At 48.0% G+C, this 20,739-nt stretch carries 13 protein-coding genes; 2 read left to right on the forward strand and 11 right to left on the reverse strand.

Annotated elements, in window-relative coordinates:
- Window positions 1–88: 88 nt before the first annotated feature.
- The 3 genes from I2H87_RS11100 to I2H87_RS11110 are packed head-to-tail and all read right to left on the reverse strand — an operon-like array spanning window position 89 to window position 7,571.
- Window positions 89–361: a DUF1294 domain-containing protein gene (locus tag I2H87_RS11100; RefSeq protein WP_022151650.1), complete on the reverse strand. Its 273-nt coding sequence runs from the start codon at window positions 359–361 to the stop codon at window positions 89–91.
- Window positions 355–4,062: a helicase-exonuclease AddAB subunit AddA gene (addA, locus tag I2H87_RS11105; protein WP_195609986.1), complete on the reverse strand. Its 3,708-nt coding sequence runs from the start codon at window positions 4,060–4,062 to the stop codon at window positions 355–357. The genes I2H87_RS11100 and addA overlap by 7 nt, the downstream gene beginning before the upstream one ends.
- On the reverse strand, window positions 4,059–7,571 hold the full coding sequence (locus I2H87_RS11110) for a PD-(D/E)XK nuclease family protein (protein WP_195609989.1): 3,513 nt from the start codon (window positions 7,569–7,571) through the stop codon (window positions 4,059–4,061). Before I2H87_RS11110 ends, addA begins: the two co-directional genes overlap by 4 nt.
- 188 nt (window positions 7,572–7,759) lie before the next feature.
- Between I2H87_RS11110 and I2H87_RS11115 the strand changes: the two genes are divergently transcribed.
- Both I2H87_RS11115 and I2H87_RS11120 read left to right on the forward strand, forming a co-directional pair.
- A complete protein-coding gene (locus I2H87_RS11115; protein ID WP_009268894.1) occupies window positions 7,760–9,958 on the forward strand; it encodes a hypothetical protein in 2,199 nt (732 codons plus the stop codon).
- 293 nt (window positions 9,959–10,251) lie between these two features.
- On the forward strand, window positions 10,252–11,133 hold the full coding sequence (locus I2H87_RS11120; protein WP_243273923.1) for an Rpn family recombination-promoting nuclease/putative transposase: 882 nt from the start codon (window positions 10,252–10,254) through the stop codon (window positions 11,131–11,133).
- Window positions 11,134–11,350: 217 nt separating this feature from the next.
- On the opposite strand, the gene I2H87_RS11125 is transcribed toward I2H87_RS11120, so the two are convergent.
- The 8 genes from I2H87_RS11125 to I2H87_RS11160 form a co-directional block, all read right to left on the reverse strand.
- On the reverse strand, window positions 11,351–13,474 hold the full coding sequence (locus I2H87_RS11125) for a penicillin-binding transpeptidase domain-containing protein (protein WP_022151644.1): 2,124 nt from the start codon (window positions 13,472–13,474) through the stop codon (window positions 11,351–11,353).
- A 63-nt stretch (window positions 13,475–13,537) separates the two neighbouring features.
- Window positions 13,538–14,863, reverse strand: coding sequence for a hemolysin family protein (locus tag I2H87_RS11130; RefSeq protein WP_022151643.1), 1,326 nt, complete (start codon window positions 14,861–14,863; stop codon window positions 13,538–13,540).
- Between the two features lie 397 nt (window positions 14,864–15,260).
- Complete coding sequence (locus I2H87_RS11135; RefSeq protein WP_195609991.1) at window positions 15,261–15,881, reverse strand: cytidylate kinase-like family protein; 621 nt, start codon at window positions 15,879–15,881, stop codon at window positions 15,261–15,263.
- Between the two features lie 12 nt (window positions 15,882–15,893).
- The gene (locus I2H87_RS11140; RefSeq protein WP_009268956.1) at window positions 15,894–16,604 is read right to left on the reverse strand and encodes an ABC transporter ATP-binding protein; all 711 of its coding nucleotides are present in this window, start codon (window positions 16,602–16,604) and stop codon (window positions 15,894–15,896) included.
- A 12-nt stretch (window positions 16,605–16,616) separates the two neighbouring features.
- Window positions 16,617–17,375, reverse strand: coding sequence for an ABC transporter ATP-binding protein (locus I2H87_RS11145; protein WP_195609993.1), 759 nt, complete (start codon window positions 17,373–17,375; stop codon window positions 16,617–16,619).
- A gap of 5 nt (window positions 17,376–17,380) precedes the next feature.
- On the reverse strand, window positions 17,381–18,448 hold the full coding sequence (locus I2H87_RS11150; RefSeq protein ID WP_195610032.1) for a branched-chain amino acid ABC transporter permease: 1,068 nt from the start codon (window positions 18,446–18,448) through the stop codon (window positions 17,381–17,383).
- Window positions 18,449–18,457: 9 nt separating this feature from the next.
- Window positions 18,458–19,342 carry a branched-chain amino acid ABC transporter permease gene (locus tag I2H87_RS11155; protein WP_022151642.1) on the reverse strand — a complete coding sequence of 295 codons (885 nt, stop codon included), beginning with the start codon at window positions 19,340–19,342 and terminating at the stop codon, window positions 18,458–18,460.
- 116 nt (window positions 19,343–19,458) lie between these two features.
- Window positions 19,459–20,625, reverse strand: a complete 1,167-nt coding sequence (locus I2H87_RS11160; protein ID WP_022151641.1) for an ABC transporter substrate-binding protein — start codon at window positions 20,623–20,625, stop codon at window positions 19,459–19,461.
- Between the last annotated feature and the right edge of the window lie 114 nt (window positions 20,626–20,739).

The following is a 20,739-nucleotide window of genomic DNA, read 5'->3' on the forward strand; positions in this document are numbered from 1 at the left end:
CAGTCGCCAAGGTCTCGGGCAAGCCCGGACTTTGGCTCGTTGCCTATACAAGAAAAGAGAGTCAGATCACTCCGACTCCCTCCTATCTTCACCACATTCCCATTTTTTTCATCTGCACAACCGCCCCCAGCATGATCTGCCCTGCCAGCATCACCGGCACACCGATCCGGAATTTCCACTTCCTTGTCTTATGTCGGCACAGATACATTCCTGCAAGCGCGCCGACAGATCCGCCGAATAATGCAAACAAAAGCAGCGTACGCTCCGGAATGCGCCACATTTCTTTTCTCGCCCGTTTCTTATCTTCCGCAAACAGAAAAAATGTAAACAGATTGAGAAACACAAAATAAAACACTAACATCTGATTTCCTCCCGCAGTGTAAAGGAATAAATGATCTTCTCTTTGACCGGTTTCTTTAAAAGCTGTTCCAAAGCCTCCGCATAATAATCCAGCTGCGCATGATATTTTTCCCGCAGTTCCTCCGCCTTACGCACCCGGTCCGTCTTATAATCCAGCACGACCAGTTCTCCGTTTTCTTCAAAACAAACGTCGATGATCCCCTGCACAAGGATCATTTCCTCACTTTGGATCTCCGGATAGATCTCTGATGCCGGAACTCCAAGCACAAACGGCTGCTCTCTCCAGAGGCATCCTGCTCTCGCTGCCGCCCGCATCCTTTTTCCGGCTCCGCTGTTCAAAAACCGCAGAATATCCGGTAGTCGGATGCAGTCTGCCATTTCTTTCGACAGCCGTCCCTCTTCCTGAAATCGCCGGATCTGTTCTCCAAGCTGTACGCCGAATGTTTCTTCCTTATATTCCTCAGAAAAATCCAGCAGTTCCAGCACTTTATGGTAAGCGCTTCCTCTAGACGCGCCCTTTAATTCTTCGGTTTCCTGCATAAATTTCGGGATCAGCGGAACCATTTCCGGTTCCTCGTACAAGATTTCTCCGCTTTCTTCTTTCAGATACGCATGCTTTTTCAATTCCGATACGGTAAATTTCAACTGCATTTTCTGTTCTTCCCGATACGGATAAGAAAAAGAGCCCTGCTCTTCCAGATGTTTCCGAAGTTCTTCATCATAAACGGTCTCCGTGTTCCAATGTTCCAATACATCCCGTGCGATCTCATCGCCTTTTTCCTCTGCATGATTTTCCAGTTCCACATCCCAAAGCGATGCAACCTCCACCTTGATTGGCGTCTCTTCTCCGAGAACCGCCGCCGTCACCCAGTCCATATACGATCTGGCTTTCGTAAGCTGATGGAAAGAAAGCGGTGTGATCTCCTGTTCCGTTTTCCATGGCTGTTCATATCCCGCTTTCCCCGGCTGTTCCTGTTCCGTTTCCTGCATCTTACATACATATTCCGCAGTCTTTTCATCAACAGTTCCTACCATGATCAGTTTTTCTTTCGCACGGGTCAGCGCCACATAAAGCACGCGCAGTTCTTCCCCAAGAGTTTCCAGCTTTACTTCCTGCTGGATCACTTTTTTCAGAAGTGTCGGGATCTTCGTCCTCCTTTCCAGATCGACCGTATCGATCCCCACGCCCCACTCCGGATGGATGATCAGATTTCCTGTGATGTCCATCATATTAAAGCGTTTTCCCATTCCTGCCACAAACACGACCGGAAATTCCAGACCTTTACTCTTATGGATACTCATGATCCGCACCGTATCCGCCTGTTCATCGGCAATATTTGCCTCCCCGTAATCCACGTCATACTTCCGCAATTGTTCAATATACCGCACAAAATGAAACAGACCTTTATAACTTGTTCCCTCAAACACCGCAGCTTTCTCCACGAGCATCTCCACATTTGCCGCCCGCTGTTCTCCGCCCGGCATTGCGCTGATATAAAGTCCATATCCGGTCTCCTCCAAAATCCGCCACAACAATTCATGGATCGGCGTATAAGGGATCATTTCCCGGAAACGTTCAACCTGCCGGTAAAATTTCCGAAGTTTCGCGCCGATTTCTCCGGTATGTTCTTCTGCCGCACGATGTACCGCTTCATAAAAGAAATTTCCCGATTCACATGCTTTTTCATCGTCTTCCGTTTCATGTGCCGTTTCATGCGCCTTTTCATCATCTGCCATTTCGCACGCCTTTGCTTTTGCCGCCGTTTTGATCTCTGCCAGCTGCTGTGCGTTCAGTCCCACAAACGGAGATGTCAGCACCGCCGCAAGAGGAAGATCCTGCCGCATATTATCCAGAATTTTCAGATAATCCAAAAGAACGCTGACCTCATACGTTTCAAAATATCCCTCCCGGCTTCCCGCATAAGCCGGAATCCCCTCCTCAGCAAGCACCGATGCGTACACATCCGCCCAGCCTTTGATGCTTCGGGTCAGGATCACAATATCCCTGTACTGCGCCCTCCGAAGCTTTCCGGTCTTTTTATCCGTCACCACACCATTTTGCACCAATTCCCGGATACGATGCGCAACGATCCGCGCTTCCAGTTCTTTTGCTTCCATATCCCCTGTCGGATCTACAAGCAGAAGTTCCGCCTCAAACTCCGATATGCCGTCCCTCCGCATCACCGGTTCAAATGCCGCTCCCGGGTAAAGAGCCGCCTGATCATCGTAGCAGATCCCTCCCAGTTCCTTTCGCATGATCCGCCGGAAAATATAATTTGCTCCGTCCAGCACTTCCGTCCTGCTCCGGAAATTTTTGTGAAGATCGATCCGCTGGCACACACTGTCGTCCAAACTGTATGTGTCGTATTTCTCCATAAACAATTCCGGTCTGGAAAGCCGGAACCGGTAAATACTCTGCTTCACATCCCCGACCATGAAAACATTATAGTCTCCGCGGCTCACCGTCGATACACTTGTCAGGATCGCCTCCTGGATCAGGTTGCTGTCCTGATACTCATCGATCATCACTTCGGCAAACTGCTCCTGATATTCTCTCGCCGTCACGGACGGCTTCAATTCCCCATCCACTTCTTCTGTTAAAATACGAAGTGCGAACTGTTCCATGTCTCCGAAATCGATCAGATTTTTACTCTGCTTTTTCTCCGCAAATGCATCCGCAAACCGGTTCACCAGTTCCGTAAATGTACACATCGTCTTGTAGGAATCTTCCAGATCTTTAAAAATCTCCTCAGGCGCTTCGTAAAAATAGGCTTCCGTAAGGTCTCCCACAAGCTTTTTCACCTCACCGCGCAAAGCTTTGATCTGCTCCCTTTTTTCCGGCGAGACACTTTCATCTTTCTTCGTGGAAAGCCGCTTCCATTTTAAAGAAGAAAGCTGTTCATACATTTCAGAAAATGAAACGGCTGCCGCCGCTCTCTCCAACATCTTCAAATCCGCTTCCAAAATATCCGCCTGCATATATGGACCGTCAGGTTCTTCGCATATGCGGATTCCCTCCCGCAGGACTTCCAGTATATCTTTCAGATACTGACCGATCCGATTCATCGCTTGCAATATAAATTCCGGTTCATTTCCATTATTTCTATACTGTTCGGCACACTGCTCCAACCATCGTTTTGGCTGCGGATAGCTTCGGGAATACTCATACAGCTTTAAAATCTGTTCTTCCAGCTTTTTATCGTTTCTTCCGCCGCCGAACTTTTCCGCCATTTCCAGAAACTCTTCCGCCCCATCTGCATAGCATGCTTCCAATAATTCTTCGAGTACATCCTGTTTCAGAAGCTTCAATTCTCCCTCTTCTGCGATCCGGAATCCCGGATCGATATCGATCACATGAAAATGATCCCGAATCACCGACAGACAGAAACTGTGGATCGTCGTGATCGGCGCACTGTGGATCAACGTTGCCTGTCTCTGCAGATTCGCATTTCCCGGATCTGCCTCCAACACTTTTTCGATCGCTTCCCGAATCCGTTCTTTCATCTCCGCTGCCGCAGCCTCGGTAAAGGTCACGATCAAAAGCCGGTCCACATCCACCGGATGTTCCCGATCCGTCAGCATTTGGATGATCCGTTCTACGAGGACTGCGGTTTTACCCGATCCTGCTGCCGCCGATACAAGAATATTCCGGTTTCGCAGGTCGATCACTTTCTGCTGTTCTTCTGTCCATTTTACGCTCATGCCTGCCCCTCCTTTCCATTCTTGCACACTTCGTTTACGAAGCCTTCCCCTGCGCGGTCAGATATTTTCTGCGCCCGGCTGCAGATCTGCGCGATCACCTCATCCCGGGAAAGTTTCTCCAGGATTCGATATTCATAACCGTCCAGTCTTGGATCGAATCCGCAAATATCCCGATATGCACAGTAATCACATCCCGTACTTCCGCCCAGTTCATAAGGCGCAGCCTCGGCATGTCCCTCAAAAATCTTTGTTTTTAATTCCTGTTCTTTTTCTTTTGTATAACGAAGAAATCCTGCGAATTCTCCCTGTGTCAAAACTTTGGAAGTTTTGCTCAGGCTTCCGTCCTTATTACGTCCGACCGGGATCAGTACCGAATTTCCGCTCAGATTTTTCTCCAAATGTGCCAGAACCTCTTCCTCTGCATTGACCAGGCCATCCAACCGCAGTTCTTTTAAAATCTTCGTCTCCAGAATCTGATCGTCCCTCTCCTTTTCCACAAGCGGATCCTGCATCCGATAATAGAAAATTCCCGCCGGGACGATCTCTTTTGCTTTCGTTTTCCGTCCCTCCAGATCCATCGCCGCATTCAGATAAACCGGAAGCTGCAGCTGCAGACCATGATAAAACGCGGTAATATCAAACGTCTTCATCCCTGTTTTGTAATCTGTCACCTTGACATAAATACAGTTCTCATCCTCGCAAGTATCGATCCGGTCGATCTTCCCGCTTCCAAACTGCAGTTCATATCCGCTCGGCAGGAAATCACTCTGTTCCATCTGCTTCGTCAATGCCCAGACTGAACGCCGGATCAGCTTTTTGATCCGCGTGATCATGTATTCATTTCGGGCGCTGCTGTAAAGCACGGTATTTCCATAATCAAGGATACTTTCCTCTACGCTCGCATCGATCAGTTTGCTTCGCACAGCTTCATCCATCTCCGTCCATTTTGTCCGATGCTCATCCGCTTTTCTTGCAAAACGTTCCATCGACTGGTGCGCGATATTCCCCAGATCCATCGCCTCAAACTGATACTGCTCCCGCTCGGAAAGCCGCAGTCCATACGTCAGGAAATGAGCATACGCGCAAGCGGCAAATCGTTCCAGCCTTGTCACACTTACCCGTTTCGGATCTCCGAACAACGCCCCGGCAGTCTCCTCCCTCAGCCGATCCGGCTCTTTCCGGTAAAATGCCGCGTCAAGCAGAAGTCCCGCTTCTCTTGGTTCCATCCGTTCCACTGCTTCTGTGGTCGGATCTTTCCTCGGTTCTGCTGCCGACTCTGTTGCCTGTTCTGTTTCCCGTTCTGCGATGGATTTCTCCGCCACTTCCACGGACAGATACCAACTGTAAAGCTGCTTCCAGGAATCGGAAATCCCCTGCTGCCGGTTCCGAAGTCCCGCCGCCAGATATTGTGCCATACCACGTCCGGTCAGCTCCTGCTCCGACAACGTCCTCGCATCCTCATCCTGCACGGCGATCCCCGGAAACATCCGCCGCAGATCCTGCACAAGATAAGCCGGGCGAAGCGCCTTTCCGTCTCCCGACGCTTTCGCCCATGAAAGGATCAATCGGTCGGACGGTTTCGTCAAATTCATATACAGGTAAAATTTCTGAATATACGTTTTTTCTTTCGCCCCCGGTGACAGCGCGATCTTCTTCTCCGAAAAATGTGCCCGGTCGCGCTCCGATAAAAGACCTCCCTGCCCCAGATTTCCGGGCAGCAGCGTATCGTTTGCCCCGACAAAAAACAGGACTTTTAAATGATTCAGACGCGTACGCTCTACATCTCCCACGACAACCTGGTCGAGACTCGGCGGGATCACGCCGACTTTCGCTTCTTCCAGTCCCGCATCCAGAAGCTCACAATATTCTTTCATCGAAATCGGTTCCTCACCGAGCAGTTCGGTAAACTTGTCGAATAATTCCAGTACGATCCGGTAAATCTGTGAATATTCCTTTGCCAGCGCCAGCTCGCCTGTTTCCTGAAATCGCAGTTCCATCGCATGTACTTTTTCCTGCATCTGTTCCTGTACGAGAAATTCATACACAGCCATCGTAATATCCCGCACGGTTTTCTTTCTTTTCTTCAAAATCGTCACAAGCGGATCTAATTTTTCCACAAACTGAACCCGCAGATGATTCAAACGTGCAAGCGCTTCTTCGTCCACTCCGCCGCATCGTCTCACCCAGGCGCTCTGCCATTTTTTGTAGCCTTTGATTCCAAGCGCGATCACATAATTTTCCATCCGATCCACTTCGTCTCCGGAAAATCCGCTCATCCCGGTCCGCAGAAAACGGAACGCACTTTCATACGAAAAATTCTGTTCCGCCATAGCCAGAAGACTCCGCACATATTCTACAAATGCATTGAGCAAAATACTTTTCTTATAGTCGAGAAAGATCGGTACTCCATAAAGCTCACACTGCTTTTCCAAATGTGCGGCATAAGTATTCAGATCACTTGCCACTACCGCAATATCCCGATAACGATAACCGGATTCCCGTACAAGCCGCCGGATCTGCGCCGCTACAAACGCAGCCTCTTCCTTTGGATTCCGCACCACATGGAGCGACAGCGCATCCGATGTATCCCCACTGACCGGATAAGTCTTAGACGAATACCGGAATAATTCCGCTTCCAGAAATCCCATCATCGGATTCTCCCGAAAACGCGGCGTCGGTGTCTCACACAATGTAATCGGATCTTCTATCAAAACCTTGCATTCTTCCGCTTTCTTCACCAAAGAAAAAACCATCTCTTTACTGATCGCAAACAATTGATACGGATGTCTGTATGTGAACGGATCTTCTTTCGGATCGATCATAACAGTCACGATCACCTTGCGGCATACTTTCATCAATTCTCCGAGCAGACGGACCTGTACCGGTGTAAACCCGGTAAATCCATCCAATGCCACGACGCTGTTTTTTAAGATCTTTGATTTCGCCGCCATACTGCTCAAAAGATCCAATATCTCTTCTTTTGTAATATACCTGTCTGCCAGATACGCTTCAAATCCCTCATATAACTTCCGGATATCACGCAGTTTATACGCCAGATAGCTCTCCGGTTCCAGTGTTTCCAGAAAAGTATCCAGCACGTCAAATCCGATGCCATACTGTGTAAATTCCGAGATGACCGATTTCACTTCACTAATATAGCCCTGTTTTTTCAAATTTCCTTTGAGCACTTTTAAATCGTCTTCATAGTTTCCCGCAATTTTCCTCAGAATCAGATTTTTCCCCTCGTCATCCAGAACCTGTTTCGTCTCACATCCCAATTCCTCGAATACACGATGAGAAAGACGCACAAAACTCAGCACATCGATATTCATGATCCCATGTCTCGGATGTGCCATACAAAGATCTTTCTGCGTCTGCATCGTAAACTGCTCCGGCACAAGCACCAGATAATTTTCCGTCGGATGCTCCAGAGACTCCTCTATGACCGTCTGATATAAATAACTCGATTTTCCGGCTCCCGAATTTCCGAAAATAAACTGTAATCCCATATCCTCTTCTCCTGCTTTCCTGTCTCTTTTCCTGCCTGTTTTTCATAGCTTTTATCTTAACAAAAAATCGAACAAAAAAACACCCGTTCAAAGATAGTTTTTCTCCGCCTCTTATGATAATATCGTATATATCATTTGATACAAATGAAATCGCATTCTATACCATTACACCAAAAGGAGTACAGCCTATGAACAATTTAAAACAACTCCGCGACCGTCTCCAGACAAATTACGGCGACTGCCATATTTCCTATGTTCCGGGACAGCTCACCGTCAAATTCGGAAAAGGGACGATACTCGCCGACGGTATCCGCACAGAATTTCAGGAGGACGGACAGCCCATACAGGAAGTCACCATAGCCAATGACGATGATCTGTATGAGCAAATGGAAGCATTTCTTCTTTATTTGAAAGAGGGCGGTGCGGCAGCGGCACAGCCGGAAAGCGACAAGCTGCGCCGAAACCCGACCTATCGTTCTGCCTCAGAAGCATTGCAAAAGAATGGGAAGCGTCTCCTTTTCGCACTCGGGACTTTGGAAGTCCTGATTTTCTTAAGCGCGCTCTTTTTCGGTGGAAGCACACTGCACTACATCCTATTTTTGCTCGTGCCGTCCCTTGCAATGATTCCGATCTCATGGATCCAACGCGCCTGCATCAAGAAACACTGGATTTGTCCGCATTGTCAAAATGCACTGCCAATATCCGGCACTCGATTTTCCCCGGCGATCCAGTATGTCGCACACTGCCCGTGTTGTAAAAATAATCTGGAAACCGAAGCGATCCCGGAGCCATATGCCGAGTCGCAGACCGACTCTCAGTCGGGATCTGATTCTGAACAAGACGCCGAATCCGGCTCATTCTCTCAGGAAGAGCCGTCTTTCGGTACAGAATCCGCCGCAGAATCTTCCGCCCCGCTTCCCACAGCATTTCCCAAGGCACGCGGCAAATGGGCATGCAGGATTTCCGGACTCCTGCTTCTTCTCTATCTTGCGGTCATCGTACTGTTTTTTGTGACTTCCGTTTCAGAAATACCGCTCGTTAACCTTATAACAGGGGTATGTCTTCATATTCCGGTGGTCATTCTCGTCGTAGCTTTGTTTATTTGCGGTATGCCACACTTAAGTGAATTTACCCGTCCGCAGGCGGTGATCCGCGAACGCCCCTCCATCCTGATCGTGGGATTCATCGGATGGGTCTTCGGCATTGCGTTGATCTTTATGGCATTTGCGGTATGCGCAGTACCTCCGCTTGACCTGGTGCTTGTCCTTGTTCTGTACGCTGCCGGACTCGCCTTTTTCCTGTGTGGAATCTGGGCGCTTCTTGCAGTCAAAAACCGGGCGCTTTTTCTCTATGAAAATGGAAATGTCCGTTATCTTACCAGCTTCGGACGCCTGAAAGAATTTTCCGCAAAAGAAATCGCTTCGATCCGGCTTTCCGTAAACGGATCGGTTCAATTTCTGAATGCAGACGGAAGAAAACTTTTCTCTGTCGAAAAGAATATGCAGAGCATGGACGCTCTCGTAAATTGGATCGAAACACACGATATTTCTTTCGGTCTGACAAAACAGATGGAAGAAAAAGTGATTCAGGACGCAGGAATTGTAGAACCGAAACAATGGCGTGAAGAATATCGTTCATGGATGCACGATCATATCAAACCGATCCGGTTCGGTCTGATCTTAACAGTACTTTTCCTGCTCATCGGAAGCGTCCTGCCGTTCATCCTGTATATACGCACGGATTTTAAATTCAGTTCAACGGTATACCTGTCCGCACTGTCGCCGCTTCCGCTTTTGATCTACATTTTGATTTTTGCACCCGTCATCAATCTGAACGGAAAACCGAAAGGCGCGACAAAAGAATGGATTTCGATGCACGCCAATCTTTCCGCCCCACTGCTCCTGATCCCGGGACTATGGCTTATCGCAATGTTCTTCTATGGATTTAACGACGTTGTATTGACCGTGGTTGATTTTGGAAAATTTCTTGTGCTCTGGCTTGTGATCTGTGCTTTGTTCGGAATCCTGTATTTCTTCCGCACTCCAAAGAGACTGCGCGGCGAAGGATCTTTTATTTTCCTTATCCTGCTGCTTCTGTTCTCCTATCCAATGGCGTACGGGCTGAATCTTGCGCTATGTACTCCTGCCGAACATTATCCGGCAGAGATCGTTTCTCAGGAGATCGAACAGGACGAAGACGAAGATTCTCCCGACTATGTCCTGACTGTCCGGCTTGAAGACGGAACAGAAACCGATATTGAAGTGGTGGAGGAACTATATCAGCTCGCCTATTTTGATGCTGAACTCGTTGTCTGCGAACGGAAAAGCGTCTTCGGAATCCGCATGGTAGATCTGCATCTGTCGGATTTCGGCGAGATGGGCGAATAAAAAACTTCATACCTCCGTGCACTGATGTGCTCATCCTACGATCCGGATTCATCGTTTTTATAAATTCGATGAATCCGTATTTTTTATTCATTTTGATAGAATTTCTGCTCTTTCTATGTTAGACTGTTCTTATCTGTTTCCGATTCCGGAAATTGATCTATTACATTCCGGCTGATTCAGCCAACTTACACAATTCGACAATTATTTTTGAACTTGCGAAGCGGAAAGAGGGATTGCCTATGATCTGATTGCAAATGACACCTGCAGCGTTTATAATCAAAGGAGGAAAACACATGAGTGTAAATAAACAACTGAATATGCAGATTTCAAACGAAGAGGAAATTCTTGAGCCGCTCAGAAAGCTGAATTTGCTGGATGATTTTCTTTTTGATGTGGCAACCGTAGATTTGGAAACCTGTAAAATTATACTGGAACTGTCCCTTGGTATTCGTATTAAAAAGCTCTCTTGGCGAGAGGGACAGAAAGTCGTCCACAATCTGCCCGGATATCGCGGCATCCGCATGGATTTCTATGCCGTGGCAGAAGACGGAACCGTATTTGACGTAGAAATGCAGAAACGAAACGAGGGAAATATCCCTAAGCGAACACGATTTTATCAGGCACTTGTAGACAGCCCAATGCTGAAAAGCGGGGAGCGAGGTTTTGATAATCTACGTCCGACTGTCATCATTGTGATATGTGGATTTGATCTCTATGGCTATGGAAAGTACCGATATACATTTGAAAATCGATGTTTGGAAGATCTCTCCCTTCCACTGGGGGATGAATGTAAAAAGGTCATTTTGAATACCAAAGGAAATAACAAAAATGAAGTAGAGTCTAATCTGGTCGATTTTCTAAATTATATTGAAAATAGTGAAGATGAATCCATTTCGGAATGCTGTGACGAACGTTTGAAAAATCTGCATAATAAAATCCGTCAAATTAAATCCAGCGTACAGATTGGAGTGGAATATATGAAGATGGAAGAACGCGACAGGCTGATCCGTGAAGAAGCAATGCAGCAGGGACTTGCTCAAGGGCAATCACAGGGCGAAACTCGTATGGCAAAACTTGTATTGGAATTGACACAAAAACAACGTTTTTCAGATTTGGAACGTGCGACATTGGACGAAGGGTATCGCAGGAAACTATTCAAAGAATTTGGTATCTAACTTCTGTGAAGAGCAACACAGGTATCTCATATTACAAAAAGATACAGCAAGCAAAAAGCCCCGTAAAGAGTGCAAAGCACCACCAATGGTGGCAAGGCTCTTGACAGGGCTTTTCCTTTTCTGTGGTTAGTAAAATTGTTTTTACGAACTGATCTTATACATTCAAGCTATCATCTCATTTCTTATAAATTTTTAATCGCTCCCAAAATCGCTTTCTCTATTTCCCATAGTACTGCTCCACGATCGCACGCACTTTCGCAGTCACATATCCGCTTCCGCCATGTGGCTTCACATCCTCCACCATTCCGACGACTGCAAGCGGACGTTCCACTCCCTCAAGAGTCTCGCAGATAAACCATCCCCGCTCCACTCCCTCCGTGGAATCCTGTGCTTCTTTGATCTCCGCCGTTCCGGTCTTTCCAAGCATTGGTATGCCCTCGATCTTTGCACTCGCACCAGTTCCGGTCGGATTTTCGATCACCTGGATCAAGCCCTGTTTCACGATCTCCGCAGTCTGCGGCGAGATCACCTGTTCTTTCCAATACTGCGGCGTTTGTTCTTCCTCCTGGATCAAAACCGGAAGGATCATATTTCCGCCATTTACGAACATCGAATACATCGAGAGTAAATGCACCGGATTGACAAGAAGCTCTCCCTGACCATATCCGGTATCCGCCAGTTGGATTTCCGATGCGATTTCTCCGTCGGAATCATCCGAATCATAACTCGAAGCGCCCAGATATACCGGAAAATCCATTTCTTCTTTAAATCCCATTTTCCGGAACCACTCCACCTGGGTCTTGGCACCGATCTCCAGTGACGCACGCGCAAAATAAATATTGTCCGAATACGTCATCGCATTGGTCAGATTCACCTCCGATCCATACGGGGTCAACGTTGTCACATAATAATCTCCCCATCCGGCGTCTTTTTGCCAGCTCAATCCCACGTCGCCGAAATTGGCATTCGGATCTAATTTTCCGCTCTCCACACCGATTGCCGCCGTGATCGCCTTAAATGTCGAGCCCGGAACCCACGTCGTCTCGAACCGGTTCATTAACGGTTTATTCGGATCTTCATTCAAATTCTTCCATCTCGCATCCGAAAGTCCCATGATAAATTCATTCGGATCATATCCCGGTGTACTGACGAGCGCAAGCATCTTTCCGGTAGTCGGATCCATGGCAGCCGTCACCGCTGGATCTGCCGCAAACTGCTCATATGCGCTCTGCTGTACGCCCGCATCGATCGTCGTATAGACGTCTTTTCCGTTCTCTTCCGGTTTAAGCGCCATCGTCTCGATCAAAATACCGTCCGCATTCACAATGTCAATACTGTATCCGTCGTGTTCATGCAGTGTTTCTTCCAACGCCATCTCCAGTCCGGCTTTTCCGATCAGACTGTTCGCGTGATAATCTTTCCCCTCCAGTTTTTCCAGATCTTCCGCCGTTACCGACTGCACATATCCGGTCAGATGTCCTGCAGCGGCTCCAAGCGGATAGACTCTCGTCTCGGCGTCATTTAAAAGCACACCTGGTATCTGCAGCAATGCTTCTTCTTTTGCCGTATCCGTCTTCGCGATCATCTTCAGCGGAACAAATGTATCATCCTGCACATAATCGGCTTCCATTTTCGTGCGGATCGTATCGGCATCCATATCGAGGATCTGTGCAAGCTGCTCCACTGCCACGTCCCGGTCTTCCATCTTCCCCGTCACAACGCCGACTTCCGTTGCCGTTCCCTGTCCGGCAAGCAGAACGCCGTTCCGATCATAAATATTTCCACGCACTGCCGGACGGGTGTTGATCTGCACCCGGTAATCCTCTTTGAGCATCGGAAAAATAAACGTCGAATCCCAGTTGATCTTCCAGTCTCCGCGCTCCTTTACAAACGTGCTTTTATTCACAAAAGAAATCTTTCCTGCCATCGATTCCATTTCACAAGTATAAGACAGCTCCGCTTCTTTTTTCCCTTTCTCAAATACAGGTTCTTCCTCACACTGAACAGTCAGATTTTCCGCTTCGATCCCCTCGTAGATCTTCTGATTCCGTTCCGTAAATTCTTCTTCGGAAATACGTTCTCTTGCCTGTTCACTCAGCATTTCGTACATCCGGTCATATTTTCGTTGATTGACCAATTCACCGTATGCCACGAGCGTCTCTTCCGGTGTTTTCCCGCTCTTCAAAAAGAACGCTGCGCATCCGATCCCCGTAATAAGCAGTACCGCAGCAATACCGATGACTGCTCCCCATATTTTTTTATTTCTCTCGTGCCTGCCTATTGCTCTTTTATCTACTGCTTTTCTGTTTCCCGCTCTTTTCTTACCCCTTTGTTTTGCCATCTTACGCCCCTTTCCGCATGATCTCTTTGCAGCAAATGTCACTGAACATGTTCCGCTTTAATATTACATCTGTAATCTTTCGTTGTCAATCGTTTCCCTGTATAGTTCCACCACTGCTTCTTCCACCATATGCCGCTGCACACTTTTGACATGAATGGACAAATTTCCATCCTCACATGCAAAACTCTCCCCATCATCCGGCACACGCCCGATCACACCGCAGACATATCCGCTGAACGTATCATATTCCTCCACCGGAAAATCATGTTTGATCGCTTTCGCCACATCTTCCAGATCCGCATAGCCCTGGATCACCCAACGGTTCTCTCCGATCTGTTCCAACTCTTTCGGATGTTTTGGTTCTTCACAGTCTTCCAGCTCCCCGACCAGCGTCTCCATCAGATCATGCAGCGTAATGATTCCCGACATCCCGCCGTATTCATCCAGGATCACCGCGAAATAACTCCGTTTCTCTTTCATTTGCCTGAACAAAAGATTTGCTTTCATACTCTCCGGAATCAGCCACGCCTTATCTACCGCATGGTCAAGCAAAGCGTCCCGCCCTTTTTCCTGCATGCGGAAATAATCTTTCGTATCGAGGATCCCGACAATATCGTCTTTATTTTCCCCAAACACCGGATAATATGTATGTCGGCTTTCGTAAATCGTTTCTTCCCATTTTTCTTCCGTATCCTTGAGCGAAAGACCGATCACTTCACGCCGGTGCGTGCAGATTTCCTCCACTGTCTGGTCGTCCAGTTCAAATACATTCTGGATGATCTCATTTTCCTCAGATGGGATCACACCTTGTTCCTGTCCCTCCAAAAGCAGCATCCGGATTTCCTCTTCGGTCACCATCTCGTCATCTTCATTCGGATCGATCCCGATCAGCCTCAAGATGCCGTTAGTCGAAAGGGTCAAAAGCCATACCAACGGTGCAAATACTTTCGAGACAACGTGCAGGATTCCCGACATCCCAAGCGCAAGGTTTTCCGGCTTTTTCATCGCCACACGTTTCGGGACAAGCTCTCCGAATACAAGACTGAAATATGCCAGCACAACGGTGATCACAAACAGACACACCGGAGCAAGGATCTGTTCCGGAATTCCGATCCCGCTGTCTACTAAAAATGAAACCAAAATCTCAGAAAACTGATCGGCTGCCGTCGCTCCCTGTAAAAATCCAGCCATCGTGATCGCCACCTGGATCGTTGCGAGAAACTTTGCCGGCTGTGCCGTCAGCGCCGAAAGCCGAGCCGCTTTTTTGTTGCCGCCGTCCGCCAGATTTTTCAGTCTTGCGTCACTGATCGAGATCACGGCGATCTCTGCGCTGGCAAACGCCGCATTTAAAAAGATCAAAAATAAAAATAACAAAAACGTCTGTAACATCAAAATTTCCTCCTGTTTCTCTTTCCTGCCGCATCCGCGGCAGCATACCGCCGTCCATTTTTATCCGTGCGGCTTCTTTTCATTTCTTCGTATCAATGCGCGAAAAGGTACAGTCTGATCCCGATCACTGAGACCAGACTGTACCTTTTATCTATCCATCGCACTACACGGCACAGTCACTCTTCTGTTTGTCCTATTCATCTCACATTCATCATCCGAACTGTCGTCCATGTATGCAATCACATCCTCTCTTGAAATCATCGTGTATATTATTGACTTTAGCGTCAGTGTACAAGGGAAAATACGCCTTGTACACTGACGCTAACATATTTCTTTTCTAAAATCAAGAAAACGCTTCTAAACTTTTTATGAATTTTTCTTCTCTGAAATGACAACCTTAAGAAAATCTTACCTTGATATACGCTTTGATCTCCTCCACACATTTCTCAAACCCAAGTTTTCCGCTGTTTAAGCAGAGATCATAATTTCTAGCATCCGACCATTCCCGTCCGGTATAATGCTTGTAATATTCCGCGCGGTATTTGTCCGTCGACGCAATAAATTTCTCCATCTCTGCCGTCGTCATACTGTTGCGCTCCATGGCGCGCGCCAGATTAAATTCCGGCGACGCATGGACGAACACACTGACCACATTCGGATAATCTTTCAGCACGAAATCTGCCGCTCTGCCGACGATCACACAGTTTTCCGTCTTAGCCACCCGCTTGATGATCTCCGCCTGATAGTTAAAAAGATTTTTCGCGGAGACAAAATCTTTATGTCCCGGCGGGATCACCTTTCCGTCATACACGTCCATCGTCATCCGCAGGAGCGGGCTGTTGCGCAGCTTTTCATCCAACTGCATAAAAAGCTGTTCGCTGATGCCGCTTTCATCTGCCGCCATCTGGAGCAGATTTCGACCGTAACACGGAATCCCCATCTCTTTCGCATACATTTCACCGATCGTTTTGCCGCCGCTTCCATACTGTCTTGCGATCGTCACTACAATATTATCCATCTCCTCGCCCCCCTACTCTCCAAGATATGCTTTCTTAATCGAATCGTCATTCATCAATTCTTTTGCGTCCCCCTCAAGTACGATCTTTCCGGTCTCCAGCACATATGCCCGGTCCGCGATCGAGAGCGCTTTTTTCGCATTCTGCTCGACGAGAAGCACGGTCGTTCCGCTGGCGCTGACTTCCTTGATAATATCGAAAATCTCATTGACCAGGATCGGCGAAAGTCCCATCGACGGCTCATCCATCACAATGATCTTCGGATGCGACATCAGCGCGCGCCCCATCGCGAGCATCTGCTGTTCTCCGCCGCTTAATGTTCCGGCAAGCTGATTCTTTCGCTCTTCCAGTCTCGGGAACCGCTTATAGACCATTTCCAGCGTCTTCGCGATCTCGTCCTTATCTTTTCTCGTGTATGCGCCCATTTTCAGATTTTGGTACACGCTCAGTTCCGCAAAGACACGCCGCCCCTCCGGAACATGTGCCATCCCAAGGGAAACGATCTTATGTGCCGGTACTTTCGTAATGTCCTGCCCCTCAAACAGGACCGATCCCTTTTTCGGGGAAAGCAGTCCCGTGATCGTGTGCAGCGTCGTTGTTTTTCCGGCGCCGTTCGCCCCGATCAGCGCGATGACCTCTCCCTCATTTACTTCAAAAGAAATCCCTTTCAGCGCCTGGATCATCCCGTAATATACTTCAATATCTTTTACTTCCAACATTGCCATGATTTATCCCTCCTATTCGCCCAGATATGCCTTGATGACTTCCGGATCGTTCAGCACATCCGCGGTTTTTCCCTCCGCCAGTACCTGACCGAAGTTGAGGACCGTCAGTTCTTCACAGATCCCAGATACCAGTTTCATATCGTGTTCGATCAAAAGGATCGTCATGTCAAATGTATCCCGCACAAAATGGATCGTCTCCATCAGTTCTTTTGTCTCGTTCGGATTCATGCCCGCTGCCGGCTCATCCAAAAGCAGAAGCTTCGGTTCCGTCGCCAGCGCACGCGCGATCTCCAGTTTCCGCTGCTTTCCATATGGGAGATTGGACGCCAGTGTCTGCGCCTCGCCGTCCAGATCAAAAACTTTCAAAAGCTCCATTGCTTTTTCATCCATCGCTTTTTCCACTTTAAAATAGTTTGGCAGACGGAGGATTCCCGCAAAAGTAGAATATTTGTAATGATTATGAAGTCCGGCTTTCACATTATCGAGCACTGTCAGATCTTTGAACAGACGGATATTCTGGAACGTCCGCGCAATTCCCGCTTTGTTGATCTCCGTCGTCTTCTTGCCCACTATATTTTCTCCGTCCAGTGTGATGATCCCCTCGTTCGGCTTATACACTCCGGTCAGAAGATTGAAGACCGTAGTTTTTCCCGCGCCGTTCGGACCGATCAGACCGTACAGCCGTCCTTTTTCGATCTTCATATGAAACTCATGGACTGCACGCAGTCCGCCAAAGGAGATCCCAAGATTTTTTACTTCCAGCAATGCCATAATACTTAAACCTCCTCCGCACATTTTTTCTTCGCAAATTTTCTCTTTGACAAATGTTTTTCTCTCCATTCGATCGCTTTCGGGCTCCAGTTGAAGAGCATCATTGCGATCAGCACGACAGCATAGATCAGCATACGATAATCATTCAGACCTCGGAGCATTTCCGGAAGCAATGTCAATACGATCGCCGCAATGATCGAACCCCGGATATTTCCGATTCCGCCGAGTACAACAAAGACAAGGATCATGATCGACATATTATATCCGAAGTTTTTCGGCTGCGCCGTCAACGTCGCCAGGTTGTGAGAATAGATCACACCTGCCACGCCTGCAAGCGCTGCCGATACGGAAAATGCCATCAGTTTGTATTTTGTCACATTGATCCCGATCGATTCCGCTGCGATCCGGTTGTCTCTCACCGCCATGATCGCACGTCCGCTCCGGGAGTGGATCATATTCAGCACGATAACCAATGTGATCAAAATTAAAATCACACCGATCGTGAACGTGGAATCTTTCGGAGTTCCCGTGATCCCCTGCGGTCCGTTGATGATGACCTGTCCGTCCGGCTCCATGCCAAGCGACATCACATCTTTCGTCGAAAAATGAAATCCGTTGGAATCTCTTCCTATAAATAAAATATTGACTACATTTTTAATGATCTCACCAAACGCAAGCGTCACGATCGCAAGGTAATCCCCTTTTAACCGCAATACCGGGATTCCAATCAAAATACCGAAGATCCCGGCGCTTGCCGCTCCGATCAGAAGCGCCAGAAAATAGCGGATTCCCGCAACCGGTATCGCATCCACCATACATTTTGAGAAAAAAGCGCTTGTAAACGCACCCACACACATAAATCCCGCATGACCAAGACTCAGTTCCCCGAGGATCCCGACCGTCAGGTTCAAAGAAACCGCAAGGATCACATAAGAGCAAAGCGGAACCAAGAGTCCCTGAAGCAGACTGGAAATACTTCCTGTCATGATCAAAATCTGCGTCACCAGATAAATACCGATCACCAATCCGTAAGTGATTAGATTGCTTTTTGTTGTTTTTTTCATCTTTTTCATTCCGCTCACCTACACTTTCTCCTGAATATTCTTGCCGAGGATTCCGGCAGGTTTTACGAGCAGCACGATGATCAGTACGCCAAATACGATCGCATCCGCCATCTGGGATGAAATATATGCTTTTCCGAAAATCTCGATCACACCAAGCAGTATCCCACCGATCATTGCGCCCGGAATCGAACCGATCCCGCCGAATACCGCCGCCACAAATGCTTTGATTCCCGGCATTGCTCCGGTATAAGGAGTCAGCGTCGGATATGCCGAACAGAGTAATACGCCTGCGATCGCCGCCAATGCAGATCCGATCGCGAATGTCAGCGCGATCGTCTTATTGACATTGATACCCATCAGCTGCGCTGCGCCCCGATCCTCCGAGACAGCCAGCATTGCCTGACCGGATTTTGATTTCTTGATAAATACTGTCAGTCCGATCATGATCACGATACATGCTGCGATCGTCATGATCGTCTCCCCGGTGATCGTCAGATTTCCGTCCGCCAAAACAACCGGAGGGATCGGAACAACGGAAGTAAATGATTTGGTATTTGCTCCAAAGATCAACAGCGCGATATTCTGGAGCAGATAACTGACTCCGATCGCCGTGATCAGCACTGCCAGCGGAGACGCCGCATTCCGAAGCGGTTTGTATGCAACCCGTTCGATCAGCATTCCAAGCAGGGTACAAAAAACAACTGCAATCAGCACTGCCGCATATGCCGGAAGCCCTGCGGAAGTCATCGCCGTCAGAACAACATACGCGCCTATCATGATCACATCGCCATGTGCAAAATTCAGCATTTTTGCAATGCCGTAAACCATCGTATATCCCAATGCGATGATCGCGTACACACTGCCCAGGCTGATTCCATTTATCAAATAAGAAATAAAACTCATAGATCCTCCACCTGTCTCTCATTTTATCAGAAAAGGTTATCCCGAAAGATAACCTTTTGTCTTCGTTTTGTGTCTCAGCTTTTTATCTCAGCTATATATCCGTTAGGTATCACGGCTTATTCTACTACCGCATAATCACCGTCCGCGATCTTTACGACCATCGGCGCTTTACTCGGCTCTCCGCTTGCTTCCCAAGTCAGTTCTTTTGCCGTTACGCCGCTGATCGTGATCTCGGTCATCGCGCCTTTGACAACGTCGCAGATGTCCGATGCGCTCATATCCGGCGTCACTTCGGCTTTCTCCATTGCCGCTTTCATCGCATAGACTCCGTCGTAAGCATCTGCCGCAAACTGGTTCGGCGTACCGCCGTAAGCTTCTTTGTAATCTGTTACAAATTTCTGGATCGCTTCATCGGTTGAAGTCGGGGTAAACGGACTTAAGAACATCAGGTTGTTCGCAAGATCCGCATCAAATCCCTCTACATCGAGGATTCCGTCCATACCGTCACATCCAAAGAAGATCGGGCTGTAATTGATGCCTGCCGCCTGTTGGAGTACAAGGGCTGCCTCGGAGTAATAGAATGGAAGAAATACCAGTTCCGCTCCCGCATCTTTTGCTTTCTGAAGCTGTACGGAAAAATCGGTCTTACTCTCTGCTGTAAACGCTTCTGCCGCTACGATCTCCAGACCTTCTGTCTCTGCTTCTTTTGCAAATGCCTGATAGATTCCCGTCGAATATACGTCCGAACTATTGTAGATCACCGCGATCTTCGTTGCCAACTGATTGTCTGCAATATATTTCGCGGACTCCGCTCCCTGCATCGGGTCGGAGAAACATACGCGGAATGCATTGTCATACTGTACACATTCCACCGCGGTTCCGGATGGTGTCAGCAGAAACATATTGTCTGCCTGTGCCACTTCCCCGACAGCCACACACGGTGCGGACGTTACAGTTCCGAGCAGCGCCTGCATGCCCCAGTCTTTCAATGTATTATAAGCGTTGACCGCTTTCTCCGCATCCGCTTCATCATCCTGAAAATTAAATTCGATCTGCGCGCCGTTGATCCCGCCTGCTTCATTGATCTCTTTTACTGCCAGTTCCGCACCATTTTTTACTGCTTCACCATAAATTGCAGCATCTCCTGTCACCGGACCAATCCCACCGATCTTAATCGTATCACTGCTTCCTTTTTCTGTTTCTCCACCGCCGCATCCTGCAAGCATTGTCACGGTCATTGCTGCTGTTAATGCAGCGGACATCATTTTTTTCCAATTTTTCATAATCCTTACCTCCTAGATAACAGAGCGCGCTCTGTATTTCATGTTTGAGATAATAACGTGGATGTCTGTTTTTGTCAATCAAATTGATCGATAATGACAAAATTGGTTAAGTTT

The sequence above is a fragment of the Mediterraneibacter glycyrrhizinilyticus genome, from assembly GCF_015560805.1.
GTDB lineage: Bacteria > Bacillota > Clostridia > Lachnospirales > Lachnospiraceae > Schaedlerella > Schaedlerella glycyrrhizinilytica_A.

Coding starts and splice junctions, on each gene's coding strand:
- I2H87_RS11100 (WP_022151650.1), bottom strand. CDS start 361: ATGTTAGTGTTTTATTTTGTGTTTCTCAATCTGTTTACATTTTTTCTG.
- addA (WP_195609986.1), bottom strand. CDS start 4,062: ATGAGCGTAAAATGGACAGAAGAACAGCAGAAAGTGATCGACCTGCGA.
- I2H87_RS11110 (WP_195609989.1), bottom strand. CDS start 7,571: ATGGGATTACAGTTTATTTTCGGAAATTCGGGAGCCGGAAAATCGAGT.
- I2H87_RS11115 (WP_009268894.1), top strand. CDS start 7,760: ATGAACAATTTAAAACAACTCCGCGACCGTCTCCAGACAAATTACGGC.
- I2H87_RS11120 (WP_243273923.1), top strand. CDS start 10,252: ATGAGTGTAAATAAACAACTGAATATGCAGATTTCAAACGAAGAGGAA.
- I2H87_RS11125 (WP_022151644.1), bottom strand. CDS start 13,474: ATGGCAAAACAAAGGGGTAAGAAAAGAGCGGGAAACAGAAAAGCAGTA.
- I2H87_RS11130 (WP_022151643.1), bottom strand. CDS start 14,863: ATGTTACAGACGTTTTTGTTATTTTTATTTTTGATCTTTTTAAATGCG.
- I2H87_RS11135 (WP_195609991.1), bottom strand. CDS start 15,881: ATGGATAATATTGTAGTGACGATCGCAAGACAGTATGGAAGCGGCGGC.
- I2H87_RS11140 (WP_009268956.1), bottom strand. CDS start 16,604: ATGGCAATGTTGGAAGTAAAAGATATTGAAGTATATTACGGGATGATC.
- I2H87_RS11145 (WP_195609993.1), bottom strand. CDS start 17,375: ATGGCATTGCTGGAAGTAAAAAATCTTGGGATCTCCTTTGGCGGACTG.
- I2H87_RS11150 (WP_195610032.1), bottom strand. CDS start 18,448: ATGAAAAAGATGAAAAAAACAACAAAAAGCAATCTAATCACTTACGGA.
- I2H87_RS11155 (WP_022151642.1), bottom strand. CDS start 19,342: ATGAGTTTTATTTCTTATTTGATAAATGGAATCAGCCTGGGCAGTGTG.
- I2H87_RS11160 (WP_022151641.1), bottom strand. CDS start 20,625: ATGAAAAATTGGAAAAAAATGATGTCCGCTGCATTAACAGCAGCAATG.